19 protein-coding genes are annotated in these 23,111 nt (G+C 63.7%); 12 read left to right on the forward strand and 7 right to left on the reverse strand.

The window, feature by feature from the left end; all coding sequences use genetic code 11:
* Positions 1 to 10 precede the first annotated feature (10 nt).
* The gene (locus tag ACS8YF_RS05700; protein ID WP_440849252.1) at positions 11 to 769 is read right to left on the reverse strand and encodes a DeoR/GlpR family DNA-binding transcription regulator; all 759 of its coding nucleotides are present in this window, start codon (positions 767 to 769) and stop codon (positions 11 to 13) included.
* 72 nt (positions 770 to 841) lie between these two features.
* Positions 842 to 2,293, reverse strand: a complete 1,452-nt coding sequence (locus ACS8YF_RS05705) for a rhamnulokinase (RefSeq protein WP_440849253.1) — start codon at positions 2,291 to 2,293, stop codon at positions 842 to 844.
* Between the two features lie 163 nt (positions 2,294 to 2,456).
* Between ACS8YF_RS05705 and ACS8YF_RS05710 the strand changes: the two genes are divergently transcribed.
* Both ACS8YF_RS05710 and ACS8YF_RS05715 read left to right on the forward strand, forming a co-directional pair.
* Positions 2,457 to 3,152 carry a class II aldolase/adducin family protein gene (locus ACS8YF_RS05710; RefSeq protein ID WP_440849254.1) on the forward strand — a complete coding sequence of 232 codons (696 nt, stop codon included), beginning with the start codon at positions 2,457 to 2,459 and terminating at the stop codon, positions 3,150 to 3,152.
* 68 nt (positions 3,153 to 3,220) lie between these two features.
* Positions 3,221 to 4,309: a PA0069 family radical SAM protein gene (locus ACS8YF_RS05715; RefSeq protein WP_440849255.1), complete on the forward strand. Its 1,089-nt coding sequence runs from the start codon at positions 3,221 to 3,223 to the stop codon at positions 4,307 to 4,309.
* Between the two features lie 258 nt (positions 4,310 to 4,567).
* Here ACS8YF_RS05715 and ACS8YF_RS05720 read toward each other — a convergent pair whose 3' ends face one another.
* On the reverse strand, positions 4,568 to 5,536 hold the full coding sequence (locus ACS8YF_RS05720) for an alpha/beta fold hydrolase (RefSeq protein WP_440849256.1): 969 nt from the start codon (positions 5,534 to 5,536) through the stop codon (positions 4,568 to 4,570).
* Positions 5,537 to 5,785: 249 nt separating this feature from the next.
* Between ACS8YF_RS05720 and ACS8YF_RS05725 the strand changes: the two genes are divergently transcribed.
* Both ACS8YF_RS05725 and ACS8YF_RS05730 read left to right on the forward strand, forming a co-directional pair.
* Positions 5,786 to 6,178: a DnaJ family domain-containing protein gene (locus tag ACS8YF_RS05725; protein ID WP_440849257.1), complete on the forward strand. Its 393-nt coding sequence runs from the start codon at positions 5,786 to 5,788 to the stop codon at positions 6,176 to 6,178.
* On the forward strand, positions 6,178 to 6,708 hold the full coding sequence (locus ACS8YF_RS05730) for a GNAT family N-acetyltransferase (protein ID WP_440849258.1): 531 nt from the start codon (positions 6,178 to 6,180) through the stop codon (positions 6,706 to 6,708). Before ACS8YF_RS05725 ends, ACS8YF_RS05730 begins: the two co-directional genes overlap by 1 nt.
* Positions 6,709 to 6,795: 87 nt before the next feature.
* Here the strand turns inward: ACS8YF_RS05730 and ACS8YF_RS05735 are convergent, their stop codons facing one another.
* Positions 6,796 to 7,326, reverse strand: a complete 531-nt coding sequence (locus ACS8YF_RS05735) for an O-acetyl-ADP-ribose deacetylase (protein WP_440849259.1) — start codon at positions 7,324 to 7,326, stop codon at positions 6,796 to 6,798.
* Between the two features lie 189 nt (positions 7,327 to 7,515).
* Here ACS8YF_RS05735 and ACS8YF_RS05740 point away from each other — a divergent pair, with 189 nt between their 5' ends.
* The 3 genes from ACS8YF_RS05740 to ACS8YF_RS05750 all read left to right on the forward strand — a co-directional run bounded on the left by ACS8YF_RS05740 (position 7,516) and on the right by ACS8YF_RS05750 (position 11,643).
* The gene (locus tag ACS8YF_RS05740; RefSeq protein WP_440849260.1) at positions 7,516 to 9,666 is read left to right on the forward strand and encodes a S9 family peptidase; all 2,151 of its coding nucleotides are present in this window, start codon (positions 7,516 to 7,518) and stop codon (positions 9,664 to 9,666) included.
* 475 nt (positions 9,667 to 10,141) lie between these two features.
* Complete coding sequence (locus tag ACS8YF_RS05745; protein WP_440849261.1) at positions 10,142 to 10,576, forward strand: hypothetical protein; 435 nt, start codon at positions 10,142 to 10,144, stop codon at positions 10,574 to 10,576.
* Positions 10,577 to 10,749: 173 nt separating this feature from the next.
* Positions 10,750 to 11,643: a DMT family transporter gene (locus tag ACS8YF_RS05750; protein ID WP_440849262.1), complete on the forward strand. Its 894-nt coding sequence runs from the start codon at positions 10,750 to 10,752 to the stop codon at positions 11,641 to 11,643.
* Between the two features lie 335 nt (positions 11,644 to 11,978).
* On the opposite strand, the gene ACS8YF_RS05755 is transcribed toward ACS8YF_RS05750, so the two are convergent.
* Positions 11,979 to 12,830 carry a hypothetical protein gene (locus ACS8YF_RS05755; protein ID WP_440849263.1) on the reverse strand — a complete coding sequence of 284 codons (852 nt, stop codon included), beginning with the start codon at positions 12,828 to 12,830 and terminating at the stop codon, positions 11,979 to 11,981.
* Positions 12,831 to 13,575: 745 nt separating this feature from the next.
* Between ACS8YF_RS05755 and ACS8YF_RS05760 the strand changes: the two genes are divergently transcribed.
* The gene (locus tag ACS8YF_RS05760) at positions 13,576 to 15,729 is read left to right on the forward strand and encodes a beta strand repeat-containing protein (protein WP_440849264.1); all 2,154 of its coding nucleotides are present in this window, start codon (positions 13,576 to 13,578) and stop codon (positions 15,727 to 15,729) included.
* Positions 15,730 to 15,839: 110 nt separating this feature from the next.
* Here the strand turns inward: ACS8YF_RS05760 and ACS8YF_RS05765 are convergent, their stop codons facing one another.
* Positions 15,840 to 16,658, reverse strand: coding sequence for a COG4705 family protein (locus tag ACS8YF_RS05765; protein ID WP_440849265.1), 819 nt, complete (start codon positions 16,656 to 16,658; stop codon positions 15,840 to 15,842).
* A gap of 179 nt (positions 16,659 to 16,837) precedes the next feature.
* Positions 16,838 to 17,626, reverse strand: a complete 789-nt coding sequence (locus ACS8YF_RS05770; protein WP_440849266.1) for an MOSC domain-containing protein — start codon at positions 17,624 to 17,626, stop codon at positions 16,838 to 16,840.
* 283 nt (positions 17,627 to 17,909) lie between these two features.
* Here ACS8YF_RS05770 and ACS8YF_RS05775 point away from each other — a divergent pair, with 283 nt between their 5' ends.
* The 4 genes from ACS8YF_RS05775 to ACS8YF_RS05790 all read left to right on the forward strand — a co-directional run bounded on the left by ACS8YF_RS05775 (position 17,910) and on the right by ACS8YF_RS05790 (position 23,094).
* Positions 17,910 to 19,577 carry a methyl-accepting chemotaxis protein gene (locus ACS8YF_RS05775; RefSeq protein WP_440849267.1) on the forward strand — a complete coding sequence of 556 codons (1,668 nt, stop codon included), beginning with the start codon at positions 17,910 to 17,912 and terminating at the stop codon, positions 19,575 to 19,577.
* A 537-nt stretch (positions 19,578 to 20,114) separates the two neighbouring features.
* Positions 20,115 to 21,233 (forward strand): TRAP transporter substrate-binding protein, encoded by a 1,119-nt coding sequence (locus ACS8YF_RS05780; RefSeq protein WP_440849268.1) that lies wholly within the window; start codon positions 20,115 to 20,117, stop codon positions 21,231 to 21,233.
* 105 nt (positions 21,234 to 21,338) lie between these two features.
* On the forward strand, positions 21,339 to 21,836 hold the full coding sequence (locus tag ACS8YF_RS05785; protein ID WP_440849269.1) for a TRAP transporter small permease: 498 nt from the start codon (positions 21,339 to 21,341) through the stop codon (positions 21,834 to 21,836).
* Between the two features lies 1 nt (position 21,837).
* Positions 21,838 to 23,094: a TRAP transporter large permease gene (locus tag ACS8YF_RS05790; protein ID WP_440849270.1), complete on the forward strand. Its 1,257-nt coding sequence runs from the start codon at positions 21,838 to 21,840 to the stop codon at positions 23,092 to 23,094.
* The last annotated feature ends 17 nt before the right edge of the window (positions 23,095 to 23,111 follow it).

The following is a 23,111-nucleotide window of genomic DNA, read 5'->3' on the forward strand; positions in this document are numbered from 1 at the left end:
GGCCATCGGCTCAATAGATCAGGCGTACGTCGAGCCCCGCCAGGCGCTCGATCCAGGCGGGGCTCGGCGCCTGATCGGTCACGACCACGTCGATTTCGGGCAACGCACAGATCTGGACCAGCGCACTGCGATCGAACTTGCTGTGATCGACGAGCAACGCGGTTCGCCGCGCATGCGCCAGCATGACCCGCTTGATCTGGGCTTCACCGAGATTGGATGCGAGCACGCCGGCCTCGGCATGCAGCGTCTTGCAACCGACCAGCGCCCAATGCACGTTGAAACGGGCCAGCGATTCTTCGGCCAGCCCACCCACGAACGCCAACGACTTCTTGCACAGCTCGCCGCCCACCGTGATCAGCGCATGTTCGCTGTCTGCCCCCGCCGCAGCCAGGCGCAGGGAATTGCTGATCAATTGCAGATCGCGCCGTCCGGCCAGCGCGCCCAGCATCTCGCAGACGGTGGAACTGGAATCGAGCATGACGGCATCGCCATCGGCAATGAGCGACGCCGCCTTGTGCGCGATGCGCTGCTTCGCTGCACGATTGACCGCTTCGCGCGTGAGATAGGGCATATCCGGGTTGCGCTCCACGATGGCGACCGCGCCGCCGTGGGTGCGCTCGAGCACGCCTTCGGCCTCGAGCTTTTCCAGATCCCGGCGTATCGTTTCACGGGTGACCCGAAAGCGCGCCGCCAGATCGGCCACACCGACCTTGCCGTCGGCCCGCAACACATCGAGGGTTTTCTGTTTTCGTTCCGCGGGCAGCATCATCCCCACACATCAGCATCAAACCGACGACGGCCAACGCCGCCGGCATGTTGTAAGTATAGCCAACGGCACCGCTCAAGCCTGCTCGCGTCGCGACGACCCGCCGAGCAAGGCGCGCGCCGCGCGCAAATCGTCCACCGCGCCTAGTCCGACGAGTTGCATCAGCACGTTGCCATAGGCCGAGGCCTCCACCGCGCCGTGGCGTATCGGTTTGCCGGCGGCCTCGACGATACATTCGCACAACAGCGCATCCTGGCTGCCGCCGCCGCAGACATGGATCGCACCGATCCGGCGCCCGAATTCCTGTTCCAGCGTGGCGACGCCGCCCGCGATCTGGTCGGCGAGCCCGCGATAGATAGCGAGCGCGTATTCACCGAGTCCGGCCGGTCGGCTGTGCCCTCCGGCGTCCAGGAAATCGTCGATCGCCATCATGATGTCGTCGGGCGAGAAAAAACGGCGATCAGTTGGGTCAATACGCATGGACGCGGGCAAACCGAGGGATCGCGCGGCGCGCGCCGCCGCCGTGATCTCGGAGAACTCCGGGCGCTCATCGTGCCGGACACGCCAGGCCTGGCGCAGCATCTGAATCAGATACAGCCCATTGATGTTGGTGATCAGGCGATGGGTGCCGCAGACCCCGCCTTCGTTGCCGAAACCATGGGCAAGCGTACGGGCATCGCGGGTCCGCGCGCCGGTCTCCACCCCCAACAGCGACCACGAACCCAGGATGAGAAACGCCTCATCCGCCGCGAGATCCAGCCCGGCCACCGCGCTGGCGGTATCGTGGGCGCCGACGGCCACCACCGGCGTGGCCGCGCCGTCGGCCGCCCGCAGCGCCGGGCGCAATACACCGCAGAGCTCGCCGGGGACGACGACCGGCCGGAACAGCCGTCGCGGCAGCCCGAGTTCGTCGATCAACGCATACGCCCATTGGCCGCGGACCGTATCGAACAGGCCAGTCGTGGTCGCGAGGGTGTATTCGTTGGTTTGCCGGCCGGTCAGATGCGCCGAGAACAAATCGGCCATCAGCAACAGGCGGTCGGCCGCGGCGATGCGCTCGGGCCGGCGGGCGTGCAAATCGATGAGCTGAAAAACCGTATTCAGTTCCAGCTTCTGGGCGCCGGTTCGGCGATGCATGTCGTCCAGCGACAACACACCGCGCACGACCCCGCGGCTGCCGTGGCCATTGCGATGATGCAACGGCGGCCCCAGCAGACGGCCGTCGGCGTCGACCAGGCCGAAGTCCACGCCCCAGGCATCGATGCCGATGGCATGGACCGGGCCGAGCGACTGCGCGGCGCGCAAGCCGGTTTCCAGTCCGCCGTAAAGCGCTTCCGGATCCCAGCAGAGTTGACCATCGTCGATGACGGTGGCGGTATCGAAACGATGGACTTCCTCGAGCGCCAGCCCGCACGTATCCAGCCGGCCGAGCATGGCGCGGCCACTGCCGGCCCCGAAATCGAAGGCCAGGCAATGAACGGGACCGGGCGGCCCGGGCCCGGCCTGCGAACACGCGGCGTGCGACATACACTACCCGGGCGGACCGATGATTGATAATACTATGCGCCATTCAGGCCCATAACAAAACAAACAAAAGAACAACCTTTATTCGTGTTGTTATTTTTTGCTTATTAGTCATATTGGCCAATTAAAACCAACCCGGCGCCGCCGGCTCCACACAGGATCCCTGATGTCTGCATCGACCACCGAACACGCGCTGCGCGAACACATCTGCGCGATCGGCCAGCGTCTGTATCAGCGCGAAATGGGGGCGGCCAACGACGGCAACATTTCGGTCAAGCTGGATGACGAGCGCATCCTCTGCTCACCGACCGGCGTGTCCAAGGGCTTCATGACGCCGGACATGATCTGCACGATCGACCGTGACGGCCAGGCGATCGGCGACAACGGCCGCAAACCGTCGTCCGAAATCCGCATGCACCTGCATGTCTACCAGCACCGGCCGGACGTGAATGCCGTGGTGCATGCCCACCCGCTCTACGCCACCGTGCACGCCATCTGCGGCAAGCCGCTCACCCAGCAGATCATGCCCGAATCGACCATCCTGCTCGGCGAGGTACCGCTCACGCCCTATGGCACGCCCTCGACCATGGACCTGCCGAACGCCATCACCGACTACCTCCAGACCCACGACGCGTTGTTGCTGGAAAATCACGGCGCCCTGTCGTACGGCGCCGACCTCGACAACGCGCACTTCAAGATGGAGGCGCTGGACTACTACGCCAAGGTGGTCTATCTGGCCTCGCAGTACGGCGGCGCGCACGAGTTCAGCGCGGCGGAAGTCGACAAGCTGATCGAGCTGCGCAAGAACCGCTTCAAACTGCCCGGCCGGCACCCGCTGGTCGACGGACGCCGGACCGAGTGATTCGGCACGCGATGCGGTGATCGCGGCATCGGCTTGCCATAACAACTGTTTATTCATACAGTACGGATATGGCGCACCGAGCAACGCATCACAAGGGCCGCGGGGCATTGACCAACCCGGTCTCACGGTTCGCGGCCACCGCCGGCGAGGACTTCGACGACGGCTGGGACACGATCGACCAGGCCGACGAAGACGACACCGCGCCGGCCACGCACCTGCACCGCGATCCGACGCGCCGCGTGATCTCGCGCAACGAATCGCCGGACGTGCCGTTCTCCGCGTCGATCAACCCCTACAAGGGCTGCGCGCATGGCTGCATTTATTGCTTCGCCCGGCCCACACATGAATATCTCGATCATTCCCCGGGCCTGGATTTCGAAAGCGAGATCTACTACAAGCCCGAAGCCGCGGCCCTGTTCGAAGCCGAGCTCCGGCACTCGCGCTATCGCTGCGAGGCGATCACGCTGGGCGCGAACACCGATCCGTACCAGCCGGACGATCGGCATCTGGGCATCACGCGCGCCATCCTGGAAGTCGCCCACCGCTTCAACCAGCCGATCTCGATCGTGACCAAGGGCGCGCACGTCACCCGCGATCTCGACCTGATCGGCGACATGGCGGCACGCAACCTGGCCAGTGTGTTCGTCAGTCTCACCAGCCTCGACAACGAACTCAAGCGGCATCTCGAGCCCCGCGCGGCCTCCCCGGCCCAGCGGCTGCGCACCATCGCCGCGCTCGCCGAGGCCGATGTGCCCACCGGCGCGCTCATCGCCCCCGTGATCCCGATGATCACCGATGCCGAGATGGAAAGTTTAATTGCTGCCGCCGCCGAGGCCGGAGCAACGCGCGCCGGTTACGTCCTGCTGCGCCTGCCGCACGCGATCAAGCACCTGTTCCGTGAATGGCTGGACCAGCACTATCCGGATCGCGCCCGACACGTGATGAGCCTGATCCAGCAGATGCGCGGCGGCGCCGACTACGATGCCAGCTGGGGCACGCGCATGACCGGCACCGGCACCTATGCCGACCTGATCGCCAGGCGTTTCGCGCTGGCCTGCAAGCGGACGGGTATCAACGGGAAGCGCTTCACCCTGGATACCGCCGCGTTCCGTGTACCGCCCGCCGCCGGCGACCAGATCGGGTTCGATTTCGGCTGAGCCCGGCCCCGGCTTTGCAACGTTTCAAAGGGCGGTTGTTGGCCACACCGTCTGCAAATGAGCGCGGCCGGCGCCAATCTAAAGACCTGTGGATTCGGGCCGAATCGGCGCCGAGACCATGACCCGGGCTCGTCGCCGCTCGCTTGACCAAGCGTTTTCCACCATCGCAGCCCAGCGCAGATTCATTCTGTCTCGCCCATGGCCGACGCCCGACCATTCGCCGCCTTGCCAATTTTCATTCGCATGGTTTTGCGTTCATCAGGCCTGTCTTTCTTGTCGTGACTTTGCGGCACGATCTTCGGCTTCATGCACCAGTTCGCTGATCCAGTCCACGAATCGCGGCAGCATGCGCGGCGGCAGATCGTGGCCCATGCCGGGGATTTCCTCGTAACGCGCGTTGGGCAGGCATTCGGCGGTGGAACGCCCATGCTTGACCGGCAGCAACGGGTCGGCCCTGCCGTGGATCACCAGCGCCGGGCAGCGCACCGCCCCCAGCAGATCGTCGCGCGGCGGGGCGGCGAGCACGGCCAGCGTCTGGCGTGCGGTGCCGGCCGGATAATAACTGCGCTCGACCGCGCGCCGAATTTCCGCCTCCCAGTCGTGATAACTGCGCCCCATCTTCGGGCTGCTGATCAGACTCATGGTCCTGGCGAGATGGGCAACGATCGCGTCCGGGTCGCGGCTTTTCGGCGCCTTGGCCAACCGCATCATCACCTTCCAGCGCCCGCGCGGCAGCTTGCGCGCGCCCGAGCTGGACATGATCGAAGTCAACGACGCCACCCGCGCGGGGCGCTTGGCGGCCACGATCTGGGCGATCATCCCGCCCATGGAGGCACCCACCAGATGCGCGTGCCGAATACCGAGCGCCACCAGCAGCCCCACCGTGTCCTCCGCCATGTCTTCCAGGGTATACGGGGTCTCGATTTCCCGGCCCAGCAACGACTTGAAAAACGCCCGGCGTACCGAGTCGTAACGGCGCGTGTCCCGTATCTTGCTCGACAGGCCGATGTCGCGATTGTCGAAGCGGATCACCCGCAGTCCGGTGTCGGCCAGGGCGCGACAGAACGCATCCGGCCAGGCGGTGAGCTGGGTGCCGAGCCCCATGATCATCACCAGCGCCGGATCGTCGTCGCGTCCGAACTGTTCGTAGGCCAGCTCCAGGCCGTTGGCCTGGACCGTGTCCACGATGTCGGCGCCGTGCAGCGCCGGGGCAAGATACTCCGCCATCACTTGAGCCTGTTGCCATTTCGTAGGTGACCGTGCCCGGGGCTGTTTCGCGGCCGGGCGAAGCAGGGCGAGCATAGCGTAGTCAGCCGGTGTCAGCGACCTGTGGCCCGGCATTGCGGCCGATCATCGATTGCCCGGTGCACCCCGGGCCCGACCGGTCGTATCGCAAACCGCAGACGGCCGGCCCGCAAGTCCGGGCGCGTTACTCGTTAAGGCCGCAGGCGCGGCGACCGCGTATAGTGCGGCTTCATGAGCCTACTGGACCGACTGGCCGACGCCCACATCGAAGCGGCGGCCGAACGCGGCGAACTCGATGACCTGCCCGGCGCGGGCAAGCCCTTGCTGGCCGACGAGGCCGCGAACGTGCCCGAGCATCTGCGCGCGGGCTACCGGCTTCTGAAAAACGCTGGCTACGTGCCACCCGAGATCGAGGTCCGGCGCGAACTGCGCGAGGTCGAGGATCTCCTGGCGCGCACACTGCCCGAATCCGACGCTGCCCGCGAACTGACCCGCCGCGCCCGCTGGATCGAACTGCGGCTGGCGCAGTCGCCCCGCGGCCGGGCCCTGCTGCGCGAACCGGGCTACGGCGATCGCATCCGCGAACGCCTCGCTGCTGCCCACCACACCGACACCGAGTGCTGATGGATCATATCGAACTCGTCGCCGCCGACAACCCGGCCCTGCTGCTTGAGCTTTCGGCGCTGGCCCACGTTATCTGGCACCAGCACTACACGCCAATCATCGGCCGGGAGCAGGTCGAGTACATGCTCGACGGCGGTTACAGCGAACACGCCCTCAACGAACAAATGGCGGCCGGCACACGCTTCACCCTGGCGCGCCGAGGTGAACGCTATGTGGCCTTCGTCGCCGTCTCGCCCGATGCGGACGACCCGGACACCGCCTGGCTCGACAAGCTCTACGTGCATATCGAGGCACGCAATCTCGGCGTGGGTCGCCGGCTGGTCCAGCGCGCGGCGGACCAGGCCCGCGAGTTCGGCGCCGCGATGCTGCGTCTTCGGGTAAACCGGCACAACGCCGAATCCATTACCGCCTATCGACGCATCGGCTTCGGAACCGAATACGAAGATGTGAAGGACATCGGCCATGGTTTCGTGATGGATGACTATGTCATGGCCGCGCCGGTGGCTCGGATCGCTACCGCGGCCGGCTGAGCCGACCCGCCGGCTGCCCGGCGGCGTTCGCCTTTGGGCGCAACGGTTCCACGTGCAACCCGGCAACCTGCACCGCCCCGAGCGGCATCAGTTCCGTTCCGACAACGCCTGGGAGAACGCCGCGTACACCTCCTCGGAAAACAACACGAAGCGCACGCGCTGGAGCGATAGCGACGCGCGTGCATGGTCGCTCACCGCCTGCACGGCGATCGCACCGGCTTCGTCCAGCGGATACCCGTAGATACCGGCCGAAATCGCGGGAAAGGCGATCGATGCCGCCTGCTTGTCTTCCGCCAGCGCCAGCGCGTTGCGATAGCAGGCTGCCAGTTGTTTCGGCACCTCGGTGTTATGCGAATACACCGGCCCGGCGCAGTGCACCACCCAATCGTTGGGCAGATCGAAGGCCTCGGTAATCACGGCTTCGCCGGCTTCGATCGGCGCCAGCGCCTTGCTCGCCTTGACCAGCTCCGGACCCGCCGCGCGATGGATCGCGCCGTCCACACCGCCACCGCCCTGCAATTGCTTGTTGGCGGCGTTGACGATGACATCGATATCGTCCTGCCGGGTGATATCGCCCCGAACACATTCGATGACGAGTTCGCCGATTTGTCGCTGCATGGCGTCGCACCGTGGTCTGCAAGTCTTTGCCGTTCATCATCGCGCCCTGCGGCCCACAATGCCAAACATGCGATTGACGTATTGTGTCAGCCATCCCGCGGGTCGCCGCGCACCTTGAAGCACAGCGGCCAGCCCGCATTTATCCCGCAGGCCGCCCCGCGGCCGTCGCTTCTACCATCGATGAGATCCATGTCCGAACAGCTCGACACCATCGCCGCCGAACCGCCGACCGCGGCCCGCAAGCCCAGCCAGACCACCATCCACGGCGTGACCCTGCACGACGACTACGCCTGGCTGCGCGACCCGAACTGGCGCGAGGCGATGCTCGATCCGGACAAACTCGACGCCGACATCCGCGCTTATCTCGAGGCCGAAAACGCCTATACCGACGCCGCGATGGCCGACACCACCGCGCTGCAGGCCAAACTCGTCGCCGAAATGCGCGGTCGCATAGCCGAAGTAGACGCCAGCGTACCCACGCCGGACGGCGACTATGTCTATTACCTGCGTTTTCGCGAAGGCGGCCAGCACCCGATCTTCTGTCGGGCGCCGCGCGCGTCGGATGGCGGCGCCGCACCCGGCGAGCCGCTGGCCGGCGAACAGATCCTGCTAGACGGCGACGCCGAGGCCGAAGGCCGCGCGTACTTCTCGCTCGGTGCGGTCGACCACAGCCCGGACCACGCCAAACTCGCCTTCGCCCTCGACGACCGCGGCTCCGAGGCCTACACCATTCACGTTCGCGCCATCGACCCACACGGCGCGCGCGGCGACGAAATCCAGCCGCCGATCGACAACACCACCGGCAACGTCGCCTGGTCGGCCGACGGCAATACGCTGTTCTACGTCACCCTCGACGAGAATCACCGGCCCTGCCGCGTCTGGCGCCTGCCGCTCGGCGCGCCGCCGGCCAATGCCACGCTGATCTACGAAGAATCCGACCCCGGTTTTTTCGTCGGCCTCGGCGAAACCCAGAGCGCGCGCTACCTGCTCATCCACGCCCACGACCACGCCACCAGCGAAACGCGCTTCATCCCGGCCGCCAACCCCGAAGCCACACCGCGCCTGATCGCCGAACGTGTGCCGGGCCGCGAATACAGCGTGGACGACGACAACGGCGAGTATTTCGTCCTCCTCACCAACGCCGGCGACGCCGAGGATTTTCGCCTCATGCGCGCACCAGTCGCCACGCCGGACTTCGACCACTGGGAAGAGCTCGTGCCGCACGTGCCGGGTCGGCTCATCCTCGACCACGTCGAGTTCGCGCATCATCGCGTGCGCATGGAGCGCGCCGACGCCCTGCCGCGTATCGTCATTACCGACAAGCACAGCGGCGAAGACCACGCCATCGCCTTCGCGGACGAGGCCTACAGCCTGGGCATGGCCGCCGGCTACGAATACGACACCACCACGCTGCGCTTTCTCTACAGCGCCCCGCACACGCCGGACGAAACCTTCGACTACGACATGCGCAGCCGCGAACGCATCCTGCGCAAGCAACGCCAGGTGCCGAGCGGCTTCGACCCGGCGCAATACATCGTGCGTCGGCTGACCGCCGCCACCGCGGACGGCCAGCACGTGCCGATCACCCTCACCCACCACAAAAACACCCCGATCGACGGCAGCGCGCCCTGCCTGCTGCACGGCTACGGCGCCTACGGCATCTCCGAGCCGGCCGCCTTCTCGTCCACCCGTTTCTCGCTCATCGACCGTGGCTTCGTGCACGCCATCGCCCACATCCGCGGCGGCAAGGAACGCGGCTATCGCTGGTACGCCGACGGCAAGCTCGAGAAAAAACCCAACACCTTCGCCGACTTCATTCGCGTGGCTGAGCATCTCTGCGAAACCGGCTACACCGCCCCCGGCAAGATCGCCGCCCACGGCGGCAGCGCCGGCGGCATGCTGGTCGGCGCGGTCGTCAACCAGCGTCCCGAACTGTTCGGGGCGGCGATCGCCGACGTCCCGTTCGTGGACGTGCTCAACACCATGCTGGACGACACTCTGCCGCTCACCCCGCCCGAGTGGCCCGAATGGGGCAACCCGCGCGACGACGCGCAAGCATTCGAAACGATCCGCAGCTATTGCCCCTACCAGAACGTCACCGCCCAGGATTACCCGGCCGTACTGACCATCGCCGGTGTCTCCGACCCGCGCGTGACCTACTGGGAACCCGCCAAATGGGTCGCCAGACTACGCGCGACCAAAACCGACAACCACAGCCTGTTGCTCAGAACGCATATGGCGGCCGGCCACGGCGGCCTGCCGGGGCGATTTGCCGCACTGGAGGAAACCGGGCTGATCTTTGCGTTTTTGCTCAAGGAGCTGACCGCGTCTATTGATTAACCGAGCGTCGTCAATTCGCGCCTGTCAACGCCCGCCTTGTTGCGGGCGTTTTTTCGACTTCTCATTTAACGACGTGGATACCGCAGTTACGTCTCGCTTTCCAGCAAGACGAATCGAAAACATGAAATGAGCACAAGGCACGCATCGCGTTGACGTACGTACCCCGATCGGATTTTGTTTAGTTTCCACTAAAACTTGCTTTCAATCCGTGTAGCGATTAATTTCGAAACAAGGCCGTTGATGATTCCAATAAAATCCTGTCAACGTGGCAGGCCAGCGACCAAACCAATCCCAGGGGGCACACATGAACTGTGCACGACGAGATTCCCCTACCGACACCGGTCGGGGCTCAGGTTATTACCCGATACCCAGGGCGAATCAGAGCCGCGAAAAACGACCGCGGGCCACGGGCTGCAACAATCCTCGCTCACCTTTTTTTCGCGCACGCCGACAAAGTGATGCCGGCGAAGACTTCTTGATGCCGATACGCACGGAAACCTTCAATTTTCTCCTGCGTTTCAGCGACGGCGCCACGGAGTGTTATCAGATCGCCTACGCCACCGGACTCGAGGCCGCCTGCATCGACAATGACTGGCAATACCGAGGCTATATTTCCCGTCAGGTGTGCATTTACAATCGTGCTGGCAAATGCTTTACGGAACAGCTCGCCGACCGGCGCACGCAAGTTGCAGATTCCGGGGCCGGCGGTATAGCGGACGACTATCAACAGTGGCGTCACTGGCCTGGCGAGCAAGACCCGGCGGATACCGACCTTGCCTCGGACGCACTCCGGGCCATCACCCGCGACCTGTTGCCGAAATTGGCCGTGGCCATAATCAAGGAAAAGCGTCGACTGGTCCACGAGTTCGAAAAGCGCTATCCGGGCGCCGCCATATCGGAGATCGATTAGCGCCGACAGGCGTCGGGCGCAGACCTGCCCCCCTGGCAGTGTTTGCCATAGGGTCAGGCCTCATATTGCTCACACGGAGCACGGCCTGACCCAATCTTTTCTCCAAATACGCTGTATCGAGATGCAGATTTCTTTGATGACGGGCCGTTCTCCGATCCGGTACTTTTGGATCCATGAAATGGAACCATTCGATACGTGAACTGGCGCCGATCAGCGTCGTCGTGCTGTTATTTGCCGGTAATATCCTGGTCGGCAAGGCGGCGGTGCCGGCAATACCGCCGTTCACCCTCGCTCTGTTGCGTTCGATCATCGCTTTTACGGCATCGGTGGTGTGCTTTGGCGGCCCGGCCTGGCGCTCGATTAACCTGTTTCGACAGCACAAAGGCCGGCTGTTTATCATCGGCGCCTCGGGCATCGGACTTTTCAATGCGTTGCTTTATGCGGCCCTGCATACCGCCAGCACGACGTCGGTCGCCGTGCTCGAGGCATCGATCCCGATCTTCACCGCAATCGTCGCATGGCTGCGGTTTCAGGAGCGTCTGGGGTATCTGGGCTGGGCCGGCGTGTTTGTATCGGTCACTGGCGCCGTGATCGTGGTAACAAACGGTGCGCCGATGGGCTTTTTGCGAACGGTGTCTCCGGGTGTATTCGTCATGCTGCTCGCAATCGGCGCCTGGATCGTCTATGCGATGGTCGCCACTCACGGCCTGTCGGGACTACCGCCGCTGGCCGCCATGGTGCCGTTATCTGCGGCTGCTGTGGTGACATTGCTCCCGCTTGCGGTCATCGAACAGCTCGTTCTGGGAGGCTCAGGCTCTCTGTCGCCAGCCGCTGTCGGATCGGCACTTTACCTCGGCCTCGGCCCCTCGTTCGTGGCGTTTATTCTCTATAACCGTGCGCTCAGAACAATCGGCCCGACAGCAGCCGCCTTGAGTTTGAACGCGCTGCCGATTGCGGTGTTGGCATTCGGTTATTTGTTCCTCCATGAAAGCATTTCGCTGCCGCAGATCATCGGGACGATGACCGTTCTGGCCGGCGTCTCGGCCGTGATTCGGGCCAGGGGATAGCCGCCATCCGGCTACGGGGACGTTTGCTCGGCGAATGCAACCCCCAACAACAACAGAGCGGTCTTGAAACCGGATTTTGAATGGCCGTGTTGGCGCCTCGGTCATGCCCGTGGCTGCGAGCCTGCTGTCGTTCCACGCAATGGCGCATGTCAGGCTCCAATTCGAGCCAGAAAAGACGCAGGGCCCGGCCGCAGTCATCTGCGGTCGAGCCCTACTGCCCGGGATGGCGCGCCTACGGATATCGATGGGGTCCAGCCCAATGAACCCGATAGGGCTCATCACCGCGCCTTGCCTGGCACGAGAAATCGATCGAAATCCATGACGCGAACTGTGGTCTAGAAGTGCGCCTGGGCGCCTACCGTCAGGCGAGTGACGCCACTGCTGGCCGAGGGCTCGTAGAATGTCTGCGACAGCTGGATGCGCGAGGTATGCACCCTGGTGTAACTGGCACGCGCATAGATGCCCAGCACGCGGGTAAGCTGATAATCGGCGGTGGCCGAGCCAACATAGCCCCAGTCGTGGCCCTTGTAGTTTCCGGAATACTGCGTGTTGGAGAGCCGGCCGTAAAAGTTGTAGGTGGCCAGTCCCTTCAGTTCCAGGCCGAGTCTGCGGGTGATCGCGAAACGGTCCATCGCGCCGAAACGCGCCTGTGCTTGTAGCCGATCGTCACGGCTGGCCGCTACCGGAGCCGAGCCGAAGCCCGGCGCAGTCACGCGCCCGGTACTCGTGTGATCGTAGTGGTAGCGCACACCGATACCGATAAACGGCACGATCGCATCCCGACCACCTGCCAGGCGAAACACCGGGCCCATGTCGACGTGGCTGGTCAGCAGCTTTTCATCGATCGAGGTCGAATACGGCTGCGAGCCGACCTGGCCGGTATTCGGGTTCACATATTGAACGCCGCCGTCGTAGTGGGCGCTACCGGCGCTGTAACCGAGATCGCTGTCGTAATAAAAATGGTTGCCGATATAGAGCTTCTGGAGGTCAATTCCGTTGATCCAGCCCTTCTGGCTATCGAAACTATGCTCTTGGTGATAAAAGTGCGTCGCGGTATAGCCGAGCCGATAGACGTCGAGATTCGCCGACGGCGCGCCATGCGTGGCGCCCGCCTGCGCAGCGGCGGTGCCCGCGGCCAGAATGACGGCAGCGATCACGCCCTGGTGAAAATGATAGGAAATCCTCATGCCCCTCTCCTTGCGTCCCCGAAAAAGTCGGCCGGGAGGCGACACCGCATGCGCTGGCTTACCCCCGCCGTCAATGAAACCGGCTGAAATGCTATTCGGCCGGGCCGCTATTCTGGTGGCCCGACTTTCCTGGGTAGCCGAAAAAAAGGGCCCCGATACGGTTGATAATCGAGTGATTGGCCCAGTCGGCGTTGTGCGGGTGGTGGGCAGAGACGTCGTCGCGCCGTGGCGAGGACGCCAAGAGCTTGGCGTCGCGATCGCAACTCGCCGCAACAGGACAGCCGCGGACCGCCTGAAACCCCACTGCGCGGCCAGCAGCGCGTGGACGCCGTAGGTGACCGACACCGCCCCTTGAGCGCGAACCCAGGATGGCGGCCGTCGTGGTCCCGAGAAAAATATTTGCGAATGCTTGGTTACGCCGCCGGCCAGCCCCGAAGGGTGTCGATTTCTATTACACCGAATCGCCGCATGAGAAAAATGTTTCCGGCTGCGCCGATCGCGACCGGCTACGGCCCGCCCGGAGCTACAGCCCGAAAATTCTTGTTATATTAAACTTTTAAGACAATTGTATTAATAATACATTGCAATTTATGAATTATTGGAGTCGAACAACCTGACACTCGGGTAGAGATGAATAAATTATTTATATAATAAAACAGCAAGTTAAATATAAAATAAAAAAGGCATGCATATTGCTTTGCGGTTCGCGCCCATATCCATATCTTAAAAATCAATGAACAATCGCATGTCTCCGATGGTGGCGGCCTTGATCTGTGCCGCCGCCGGCCTCGCGCTGGAAAGCCCGGCCGTGCTGGCCGCTTCATTCACCATCGACCCGGGCCAGACGCTGACGAGCCCACAGACGCTGACCGGCGGCCAGAGCGGCACGATCAAGGCGGGTGGCAGCCTCGTCATTCCGTCCAGCAGTGACAGCATCGGAATCACGGTATCCGGCAAAACCACGATCGACAATGCCGGCACGATCGACCAGCAGGGCAGCGGGCGCGCCATTCGCAATGACAACAGCAATCTCACGCTGACCGTCATCAATGAAGCGGGCGCCCTGCTGCAAAGCAAGGACGCCGATGCGATCCAGTTGCACAAGGGCAACAACGTCACCTTCGAGAACTACGGCACGGTCAATTCGAAGAACATTTCCCAGGGCGGCGCACAGGCGATCGACTTCAATCACATCACCAAAGGCAGCAACACCGTCGACAACTATGCCGGCGGCGTGATCACCGCTTTCGATGCCGATGGCATACGCCCGGGCGTGGATGGCGTGGTGAACAATGAAGGGACCATCAAGTCCACGAATCCGGTAAATAGCATGGACGGCACCGACGGCGTCGATGCCCAGGACAACAGCGGCGTGACCGTGGTTAACCACCCGGACGCCACGGCCGCGACCAGCCTCATCGAGGGGGCGCGACACGGCATCACCGGCGGCAATACGGATACGTCGACCAAAGGCGACTTCGTCATGCACGTCACCAATAACGCGGGCGGCACGATCCAGGGCGACGACGGCTCCGGCGTCAATATCGATGGTTTCAACGCGAATGAAAAGGTGACGGTGGTCAACCACGGCCTGATCAGCGGCGACGGCGTCAATCGCGATGGCGACGGGGTCGATGTCGACGGGCTGGTGGATATCAACAATACCGGCACCATTCAGTCGCTCAATGCCGCCGCCGGCGAGACCAGCGAGGGCGTCACGGTCGGTGGCGGCAAGATCGTCAACAGCGGTACGATCGTGGGCAAGAGCAACGCGGGCCTGAGCCACGGCATTACGCTCGCCGGCCTCGACAAGAGCCCCGATACCGGCAAACCGATTCCCATTCAAGGCATCTTTGCCGATTCATCGGTGACCAACAGCGGCCTGATTCAGGGCCAGACCGGGGCCGGCATCGCGGTCACGGGCGCGGCCAACAAGCATACGGTGACCATCGACAATCTCGCGGGCGGCACCATCGAGGGCGGCGGCAGCGAGGCGGCCATTTTCACCGGCGGCAACAATGCCACGGTGACCAATAGCGGCACAATCATGGCCGACGGCAGTGGCAAGGCCGTCGATCTCGGCAGCGGCGATTCGACCCTCGGCATCGTCGGTGGCCAGGCCCATGTCCAGGGCGACATCTCGGGCGGTAGCGGCAACAGCACGCTGAACATCACCCCGGGCGCCGGCCAGCAGTTCGCGTACGCGGGCAATGCCGCCCACTTCCAGCAAGTCAATGTCGGCGCCGGTACCACGGTGCTCAACGGTAACAACACGAATATCGGCCGCACCCAGGTGCGCAGCGGCGAGCTGATCGTGGGCAATCACGCCGGCAACGGGGCCAGCCTCGCCGGCAATGTCACCGTCAACGACGGGGCCAAGCTGGCCGGACACGGCGCGGTCGGCGCCACCACCGTTGCCAGCGGCGGCATATTGATGCCGGGCAACGGCAATGGCGATGTCGGCACGCTCGGCGTGCAGGGGCCATTGGCTCTGAACGGTTCGCTGTATCTCGATATCGCCGGCAACCAGTCGTCCGACCAGGTCAATGTGGACGGCATCGCCGACTTCGGCAGCGGCAGCATGCTGGGCCTGAACCTGCTGGCCGACAACAACCTGCAAGTCGGGGACACGCTCGACGTGATGCTGGCCCAAAGTTTCGAGAACCTCTCGAACCTGGGTCTGCAGGGGCTTGATTTCGGCTCCGGCTGGCAATTCGACATCGCGGATGTCGGTTTGGCTAACAGCCAGGATCGAGCCCTGCGCCTGACCGTCGCATCGGTCGGCGGCGCACGGCCGGTGCCCGAGCCGAGCGGCCTCGGGCTACTGGCCGTCGGCCTCGCGTTGATCGGGGTCTTCAAATGGCGCCTGCCGCGTCGCGGACGCCCCGCGCTGAGCTGAAGGCTGCACAGCTGGGCAAACCCCGGACGGCATGCGTCGCCCGGGGTTTTTTCATGCCTGCCAGCTGCCATGGCGGCGGCGGCGAGACGGCCGCCCCTCGGCGGTCGGTATTATCCACCCGCTGGCGCCACGCCCCGGAATCCGGCAGCTTCTTCGCGCCGGTCTTTTCCGGACACGGTCAGGTAGGCAACGAAGACGACGATCAGCCCCCCCAGCGCGACGCTCACGACCCCGTCGCCGTATCCCATGCCGCCGAACTGATGCGATTTGCCGAGCCAGTCCGCGCAGGACGCGCCCACGGGCCGCGTCAATACGTAGACAAGCCAGAACAGCAGGATCCGGGCCACACCCGGGCTTGTCAGTGCACAGGCCACGCCGGCCAGGATGAATACGCCGGTAAAGACAAGCGTCGAGTCGAAATAGCCCAGATCGAAGGTGGTCGCGGTCATGTCGCCGGCCGCCGTCCCCAGGGCGAACGTCGCGATGATCGCCGCCCAATAGAATATTTCGCGGCGCGTGGTATGGATGCTGTGGATCGACAGCGTGCCCTCGACTCGCGCCCAGAGCGCGAATATGACGACAAGCGACACCGCAAACGCCGCCGTCGACACGAAATACGGCACCCCGAGCACGATATGGGCCACGTCCGCGACCATGGTGCCGAAGATCCCGATCATCACGATCACGAGCCAATAAACCCAGGGAATGTAGCGGGTGACGACGAACTGAAGCGCCAGCGACACAACGAAGCCCAGCGTGCCCAGCACCACCGCGACATACGGATTGATGTGATAGACCAGAAAATCCGAGGTCGATTCGCCCATGGCCGTGGTCAGCAACTTGACGATCCAGAAGAAGATCGTGATCTCCGGCACCTTGACCAGAGCATTCCGGGCTGGCGATACGGCGCTTTCAGGGGCATGGGGCATATTCGATCCCGCGGGTTCAGGGCAAGACGAGCGCCGTCGCTCTCCGCGGCGACGGCTGACGAACGCTAGCAGAGCGCCCCCGGGTCGGATCGAACTTTCGTTTCAAGGATGATCGGCCGGCTCGCCAGCACGCCGGGCGGCATGGGCCGGGCCGCACGAGAATGCCGACCGGCGCTCGCTCACTCGAGAATCTCGACCCCCTGTCCGACCCGCAGCTCACCACTGTTCTCGGCGACGAGATTCTGGCCGAAACAGACCTCCTTGCCCTGCCTGCGATACGTGCCGAGGGTGCGCAGTGGTTCGCCGTCGGGCCGGCGCTCGCCGGTGGCGGGATCGACCGTGATCATTACGCAACGCCCGCAAGGCTTGTCCACCCGGAACACGACATCGCCGATACGAATGCGTTGCCAGCCGTCCTCAGCGAAGGCCGCGCTATCGGCGACGACAACATTGGGCCGGAACTGCGCCATGACGTGGCTACCGTCGGTACGCGCGTTGACATCGGCCAGCGATGCCTCGGCGGTCAGCAGCAGCGGATAACCGTCGGCAAAGCTCACACGGACACCGATCGAGTCGCGGTGGCGATGCGATCGATCACCGAGCCACAGCAGATGCACCGGCTCGCCGACGATGCGGCTGAACCACGCATCAAGACGCAGGGTTGTGGTCAGCGCCGGGAATTCATCGCCCCAGACCCGGGTCTGGAACGGCTGGCGCGCGAAGGCATGGCGCGACTCGCTGACAGCCGGATGGTTATCGTGCATCACGAACAGCTGCTCGCCATCGAAGCGGGCGACCACGCGCTGCAGGCCGGCGTACCGGCGGGCCGTGACGAAGCTGCCATCAGGCCGGGCGAGCATGAAGCGGCGGTCACGCAGCAAGCCTTCCTCGGTCACCGTCGCGCGGTCCAGTGCCTCGCCGGCGGCGGATTTGATCGGGTAGCGGTACAAGGCGGAAAGTGTGGGCACGGCCGGCCTGTCGTTCGCGGATTCGCCCGCCAGATTAACCAATCCGCCAGGCCGGCGTGCGCTTGGAGGCGCGCGGACGGAGCCCGCCTCTGCGACGGCACGGACAGCCCATTTCAATCGGCTCCCGGCGGGGTCCGAAACCATGACCTCCGCCCCGGCACACTCAAGTCTGTACTCCGGCGGCCGATTGTAGGACATAGGGCTATCGCGCCTTGTGATGCCGTCACGGCGCCGCATCGCAAAACCAAAAAAACGATAAAACCAATCGCTGAGGAGATATTCGATGTTGAATCCGAGAAAGAGTGTGCGCGCAAAGCTCGCGATCGGCTTTGGGGCGGCGCTGGTGTTCATTTCCCTGCTCAGCGCGCTTTCGGTCTGGTCGATTCGCCGTGCCGCGGATAATACGGCCGCGATCTACAACCAGAATCTCACCGGCATCGAGACGCTTTCCAGCCTCAATCGGCAGGTCAATGATCTGCGCTCAACGGTCAGCACGCTGCTGACGTCGCAGGCCGACGCCTCGGCCATGCAACGCGCGGCGAACCGGATCGGCACGATCGAAAAGAATGTGAATCAGGGCTGGAAAGCCTACTACCCCGCGCTGATCACGAGCCCGAAGGAACGAAAGCTGGCCGACCAGGCCCGGAAGAATCTCAAGACGATCGAGGCTTCGCTTGGCGATTTCGTGTCCAATCTCAAGCAAGCCGACATGCTCGATGCCACCAATATCTACGGCATATCGCTGCACGCGCCCATCGACACGCTGGCCCAGCAACTGCACCAGCTCTGGAAAATGCAGCGTGGCGCCGCCGCCAATGCCTATGCAGATACCCGGGCTTCGGCGCACCAGTCCGAGATCACCATCATCGCCGCCGGGGCAGCCGTGTTCGTACTGGCGTTGCTCGTGATGCTGTGGCTGATGGCCGGCATCATGCGCCCGCTGGCCGCGGCCCGCGGGTTCGTCGCCGCGATCACGGAGGGTCGACTGCAAGATCGTGTCGATAACCCCTATCGCGACGAATTCGGCGGCATGATCGACGGCATCGAATCGATGCGCGCCCGTCTGTATGACGTGGTCAGCGACGTCGACAACCGGGCGGATTCAGTGACCGCCGGCGCCGACGAAATCGCGGCCGGCAATGACGAGCTCAGCAATCGCACCCAGGAGCAGGCCGCGAGCCTGCAACAGACCGCGGCCTCGATGGAACAGATGACCTCCACGGTCAAGCAGAACGCCGACAACGCGGCGCAGGCCAATCAGGTGGCCCAGAGCGTGCGAACCCAGGCCAGCGAGGGCAGCGAAGTGGCCTCGCGTGCCGTGGCCTCGATGCAGGCGATCGAACAATCCAGCAGTCAGATCAACGAGATCGTCGGCCTGATCGACGAAATCGCGTTTCAAACCAACCTGCTGGCGCTGAATGCATCGGTGGAAGCCGCCCGGGCCGGCGAGCAGGGCCGCGGCTTCGCGGTGGTCGCCACCGAAGTCCGCAGCCTGGCCAGCCGCAGCGCATCGGCGGCCGACGATATCAAGAAGCTCGTGGCCGACAGCGCCAGCAAGGTCGCCGACGGCTCCGAACAGGTCGCACGCTCCGGCAAGATGCTGGATGAAATCGTGGTGAGCGTGCACAAGGTCAGCGATCTCGTCTCCGAGATCGCCGCGGCCAGCCAGGAGCAATCCTCCGGCGTCGAACAGGTGAATCTGGCGATTTCACAGATGGACGGTGTCACGCAACAGAACGCGGCCCTGGTGGAACAATCCGCGGCCGCCGGCCGTTCGCTCGAAGAACAGGCGCGTGCACTCAAGCAACGCGTGGCGTTCTTCGAACTGCATCCACGCGCGCTCGACGAACACGAGCACAGCGACGGCGCGAGACCGAAAGATGCGCGAGGAGACAGCGCGCCCATGCCCGCAGCGCACGCGCTGCCCGCACGCCAGGGCGCGGCGGCATAGCGCAGATCGTGCGCTTCTCGAGTCAGGTCGGCGGTCCAGGCCGCCGACAGGCCTCTTCGAACAGCCAGCGCAGGCGAATACGCACGCCGGATGGCGTCATGAGTCGCTTATCCGATGCGCATGCGGGCCCGCACGCTCTGGCCTGAGCCGCCGGTGAGCGCTTCCCCCCGACCGCACATTCGCGGCCGTCGCGGCGCCGCGCCCGCACAACTCGGGCGCAAAGACGCCTGACTCGCCCCGGTCGATCGGCTAGCGATAACGACCGCCGGGCACGGCCGAATCCGAACGCCGATTCGGCCGCAGGCCTTGAAACCGTTCCCATTTGCCGCGTGGCAAGCCGGACCCACCCGTCAAGACCAGGGACGAGACTTTGGTCGCAAGCGCATTGTCGACATGCTTGGGTGCATCTATGGTCAACATGCAGCGCAATAAAAAACCGATCATCCAATCGCCGATCTACACGCTACCCGGTAGCGGATGTCCAGATGCGACGTGACGATTCGCTCATCGCGAATCCCAGACCACTGAAGGAGAGCCATGAAAATCATAACGTTCGCCCGGCATGCCGCCGTATACGCTGGCCTGATAGGTGGTGTGCTCGCCGCCGGTGCTGCCAGCGCTGCCTCCAACAGCAGCAGCGATTCGCTGCATTTCCTGCCGATACCGAAAGTCACCGGCAGCCCGGTCAAGATCAAAAGCAATCAACAGTTCACGATCAAGTTCGGCATCGGCCTGGCCAAGGAAAGCGCGCAGTACCAGGGCGTGGAGTATTTCAAGAAAATCGTGGAGCAGCGTAGCGGCGGCCATATCAAGGTCAACATCTTCCCGAGCGCCCAGCTCGGCGGCGATCTCCAGATGACCAGTGCGCTGCAGTCCGGCACCCTCGAAATGACGCAGCCCTCGACCTCGCCGCTGATCAAGATGCAGCCGAAGCTGGCGGTGTTCGATCTGCCGTTTCTTTTCTCCTCGGCCAAACAGGCCCATCAAGTGCTCGACGGGCCGGTCGGCCAGAAGCTGCTCAAGCAGCTCAGCAACCAGAACAATGGGCTGGTCGCGCTCGCCTGGGCCCAGAACGGCTTCCGACAGTTGACCGACAGCAAGGGCGCGATCTCCAAGCCATCCCAGCTCAAGGGGCTCAAGATCCGGACGATGCAGAGCCCGGTGCAGCTCGATATCTGGAAGACGCTGGGCGCCAATCCGACACCGATGTCGTTCGCCGAACTGTTCACGGCCCTGGACCAGGGCACGGTGGACGCTCAGGAGAACCCCTGGATCACGATCCTGACGTCGAAGTTCTATGAAGTACAGTCCAACGCAACCGATACGCGTCACGTTTACACGCCGTTCATTACGCTGATGTCGCAGCGCTTCTACCAGCGGCTGCCGAAGCCATACCAGAAGCTGGTCAAGACCGCCGCCGTCCAGGCCGGCCACTACGAGCGTCGGGCTGCGGTGAACATCGCCCATCAGGCGAAACAGGACCTGGAAAAGAAAGGCCTGAAGATCACGGAACTGACCAAGGCACAGCGCGCGGCCTTCCGCAAGAAGGCGATGCCGGTCTACCAGGACTTCAAGGGCCAGATCGGCGAGCCGCTGTTCGACAACGTCATGAAGGCCACCGGCCATACGCAGGCTATTGCCGGCAACAGCCAGTAGCACGGCCTTCGCCATCGCTGCTTGTGCGACGAGCCGGGTATCCGCCCGGCTCGTTTTCATCGGAGCGGCCGGGATGGCGTCACCGGGACGAATCAGGACACGCCCATGATTGAACGGTTCGTATGTATTTTCGAAAGCGGGATCGGCTATCTGCGGACAGGGTTGGCCATTGTGGTCGGCTGTCTGGTTCTCGCCGTGTTCTTCTGCGTATCGGCCAATGTCTTCGGACGCTATGTGCTCGACAGCTCCTACGACTGGGCGGCCGAGATGTCGCGCTTTTTCTTCATCTGGGCGGTTCTGCTGGGCGCCGGCGTCGCCTGTCTGCGTCGCCAGAATATCGCCGTGGCCATTCTCAAGGACGCCGTGCCGGGCGGGGTGGCGGCGGTGTTCGAACTCATCAAGATCGCGATCGTATACATGATCTGCGTGATCATCGTCTTCGCCTATCTGCAATTGATATCCGGCTATGTGAGTTCGACGCCGTTGCTGGGTATCCCCATGACGTATCTGTACATTGCGATGGTGGTGTTTGCGGCCTTTATGTTCCTGGCCAACACCGCCGACCTGCTGCGCCTGCTGGCGCGCGTGATGAGGAGCGCCTGACATGCTGATGCTGGGTCTGTTGTTCGGGCTGCTGGTCCTGCTGGCCATCGGCGTTCCGGTTGCCATCGGCCTGGCCAGCGTGAGCATTTATCTGATGTTTCACTATGGCTATGCCTTGTCGCCCATCATCCAGCAATCGGTCAACGGGCTGGATTCCTTTCCCCTGCTGGCGATCCCGCTGTTCATTCTGGTCGGCGAGGTGATGAGCCATGGCGGCATCGCCAACCGTCTGGTGCGTTTCGCCAGTGCGCTGGTGGGGTTCATGGCCGGCGGGCTCGGCCAGATCGCCGTGGTGACTTCGATGTTTTTCGGCGGCATCAGCGGCTCGGCCGTGGCCGACGCCTCGGCGATCGGCGGCATGCTGATCAAGCCGATGAAAGATCATGGCTATTCCGGCGCGGCCGCCACCGCGATCGTGGTCGCGGCGTCGGTGGTGGGTATCATCGTGCCGCCATCGATCCCGATGATTCTGTTCGGTGTGGTCACCAATACATCGATCTCCAAGCTGTTCCTGGCCGGCATCGTGCCGGGCCTGTTGATCACCGCCGGCCTGATGGCGACGACCTACCTGACTTCTCGCAAGAGCGGCCGCGCCCAGGCGTTTTCGGTACGCGAGGTCATCGACTCGTTCTTCGGCGCCCTGCCCGCACTGATGCTGCCGCTGATCATCGTCGGCGGCATTCTCGGCGGTATCTTCACGCCGACCGAAAGCTCGGCCATCGCGCTGCTGTATGCCATCGTCCTCTCGATGTTTGTCTATCGCAGCCTGACGCCGCTGAAGTTCTTCAAACTCTGCATGCAGACCGGCGAGCTCACCGGCATGGTGTTGCTGCTGCTGGCCTTCGCCAACGTGCTCGCCTGGCTGCTCACGGCCAACATGGTGCCGCAGGAGATCGTGACCGCATTGACCAGCCTCACCGACCAACGTCTGCCGATGCTGGCGATCATCATGGTGGTGCTGTTGCTGGTTGGCTTCTTCATGGACCTGACGCCGGCCATGGTCATCCTCGCGCCGTTGATGACGCCGGTGGTCACCAAGCTCGGCATCGACCCGGTCTATTTCGGCGTACTGATGTCGTTCGCACTCGGCATCGGCCTGATCACCCCGCCCGTGGGCACCGTGCTCTATGTCGGTTGTGGCGTGGGTGGCGTCAGCATGGAGAAACTCTCACGCAGCCTGCTGCCCTACTACGGCGTGCTGTTTGCTCTGCTGTTCCTGTTCATTCTCTTCCCCGGGCTTGTGCTGTGGTACCAGTAAAGCGCAAACCCGGCTCC

Source organism: Salinisphaera sp. SWV1 (assembly GCF_052044155.1).
Lineage (GTDB): Bacteria > Pseudomonadota > Gammaproteobacteria > Nevskiales > Salinisphaeraceae > Salinisphaera.

Excerpts from the sequence above, each read along its gene's own strand:
- ACS8YF_RS05735 (WP_440849259.1), bottom strand. The coding sequence starts at position 7,326 with ATGCAGCGACAAATCGGCGAACTCGTCATCGAATGTGTTCGGGGCGAT.
- ACS8YF_RS05715 (WP_440849255.1), top strand. The coding sequence starts at position 3,221 with ATGGCGCACCGAGCAACGCATCACAAGGGCCGCGGGGCATTGACCAAC.
- ACS8YF_RS05785 (WP_440849269.1), top strand. The coding sequence starts at position 21,339 with ATGATTGAACGGTTCGTATGTATTTTCGAAAGCGGGATCGGCTATCTG.
- ACS8YF_RS05790 (WP_440849270.1), top strand. The coding sequence starts at position 21,838 with ATGCTGATGCTGGGTCTGTTGTTCGGGCTGCTGGTCCTGCTGGCCATC.
- ACS8YF_RS05780 (WP_440849268.1), top strand. The coding sequence starts at position 20,115 with ATGAAAATCATAACGTTCGCCCGGCATGCCGCCGTATACGCTGGCCTG.
- ACS8YF_RS05700 (WP_440849252.1), bottom strand. The coding sequence starts at position 769 with ATGATGCTGCCCGCGGAACGAAAACAGAAAACCCTCGATGTGTTGCGG.
- ACS8YF_RS05720 (WP_440849256.1), bottom strand. The coding sequence starts at position 5,536 with ATGGCGGAGTATCTTGCCCCGGCGCTGCACGGCGCCGACATCGTGGAC.
- ACS8YF_RS05725 (WP_440849257.1), top strand. The coding sequence starts at position 5,786 with ATGAGCCTACTGGACCGACTGGCCGACGCCCACATCGAAGCGGCGGCC.
- ACS8YF_RS05710 (WP_440849254.1), top strand. The coding sequence starts at position 2,457 with ATGTCTGCATCGACCACCGAACACGCGCTGCGCGAACACATCTGCGCG.
- ACS8YF_RS05705 (WP_440849253.1), bottom strand. The coding sequence starts at position 2,293 with ATGTCGCACGCCGCGTGTTCGCAGGCCGGGCCCGGGCCGCCCGGTCCC.
- ACS8YF_RS05750 (WP_440849262.1), top strand. The coding sequence starts at position 10,750 with ATGAAATGGAACCATTCGATACGTGAACTGGCGCCGATCAGCGTCGTC.
- ACS8YF_RS05760 (WP_440849264.1), top strand. The coding sequence starts at position 13,576 with ATGTCTCCGATGGTGGCGGCCTTGATCTGTGCCGCCGCCGGCCTCGCG.
- ACS8YF_RS05765 (WP_440849265.1), bottom strand. The coding sequence starts at position 16,658 with ATGCCCCATGCCCCTGAAAGCGCCGTATCGCCAGCCCGGAATGCTCTG.
- ACS8YF_RS05775 (WP_440849267.1), top strand. The coding sequence starts at position 17,910 with ATGTTGAATCCGAGAAAGAGTGTGCGCGCAAAGCTCGCGATCGGCTTT.
- ACS8YF_RS05740 (WP_440849260.1), top strand. The coding sequence starts at position 7,516 with ATGTCCGAACAGCTCGACACCATCGCCGCCGAACCGCCGACCGCGGCC.
- ACS8YF_RS05755 (WP_440849263.1), bottom strand. The coding sequence starts at position 12,830 with ATGAGGATTTCCTATCATTTTCACCAGGGCGTGATCGCTGCCGTCATT.
- ACS8YF_RS05730 (WP_440849258.1), top strand. The coding sequence starts at position 6,178 with ATGGATCATATCGAACTCGTCGCCGCCGACAACCCGGCCCTGCTGCTT.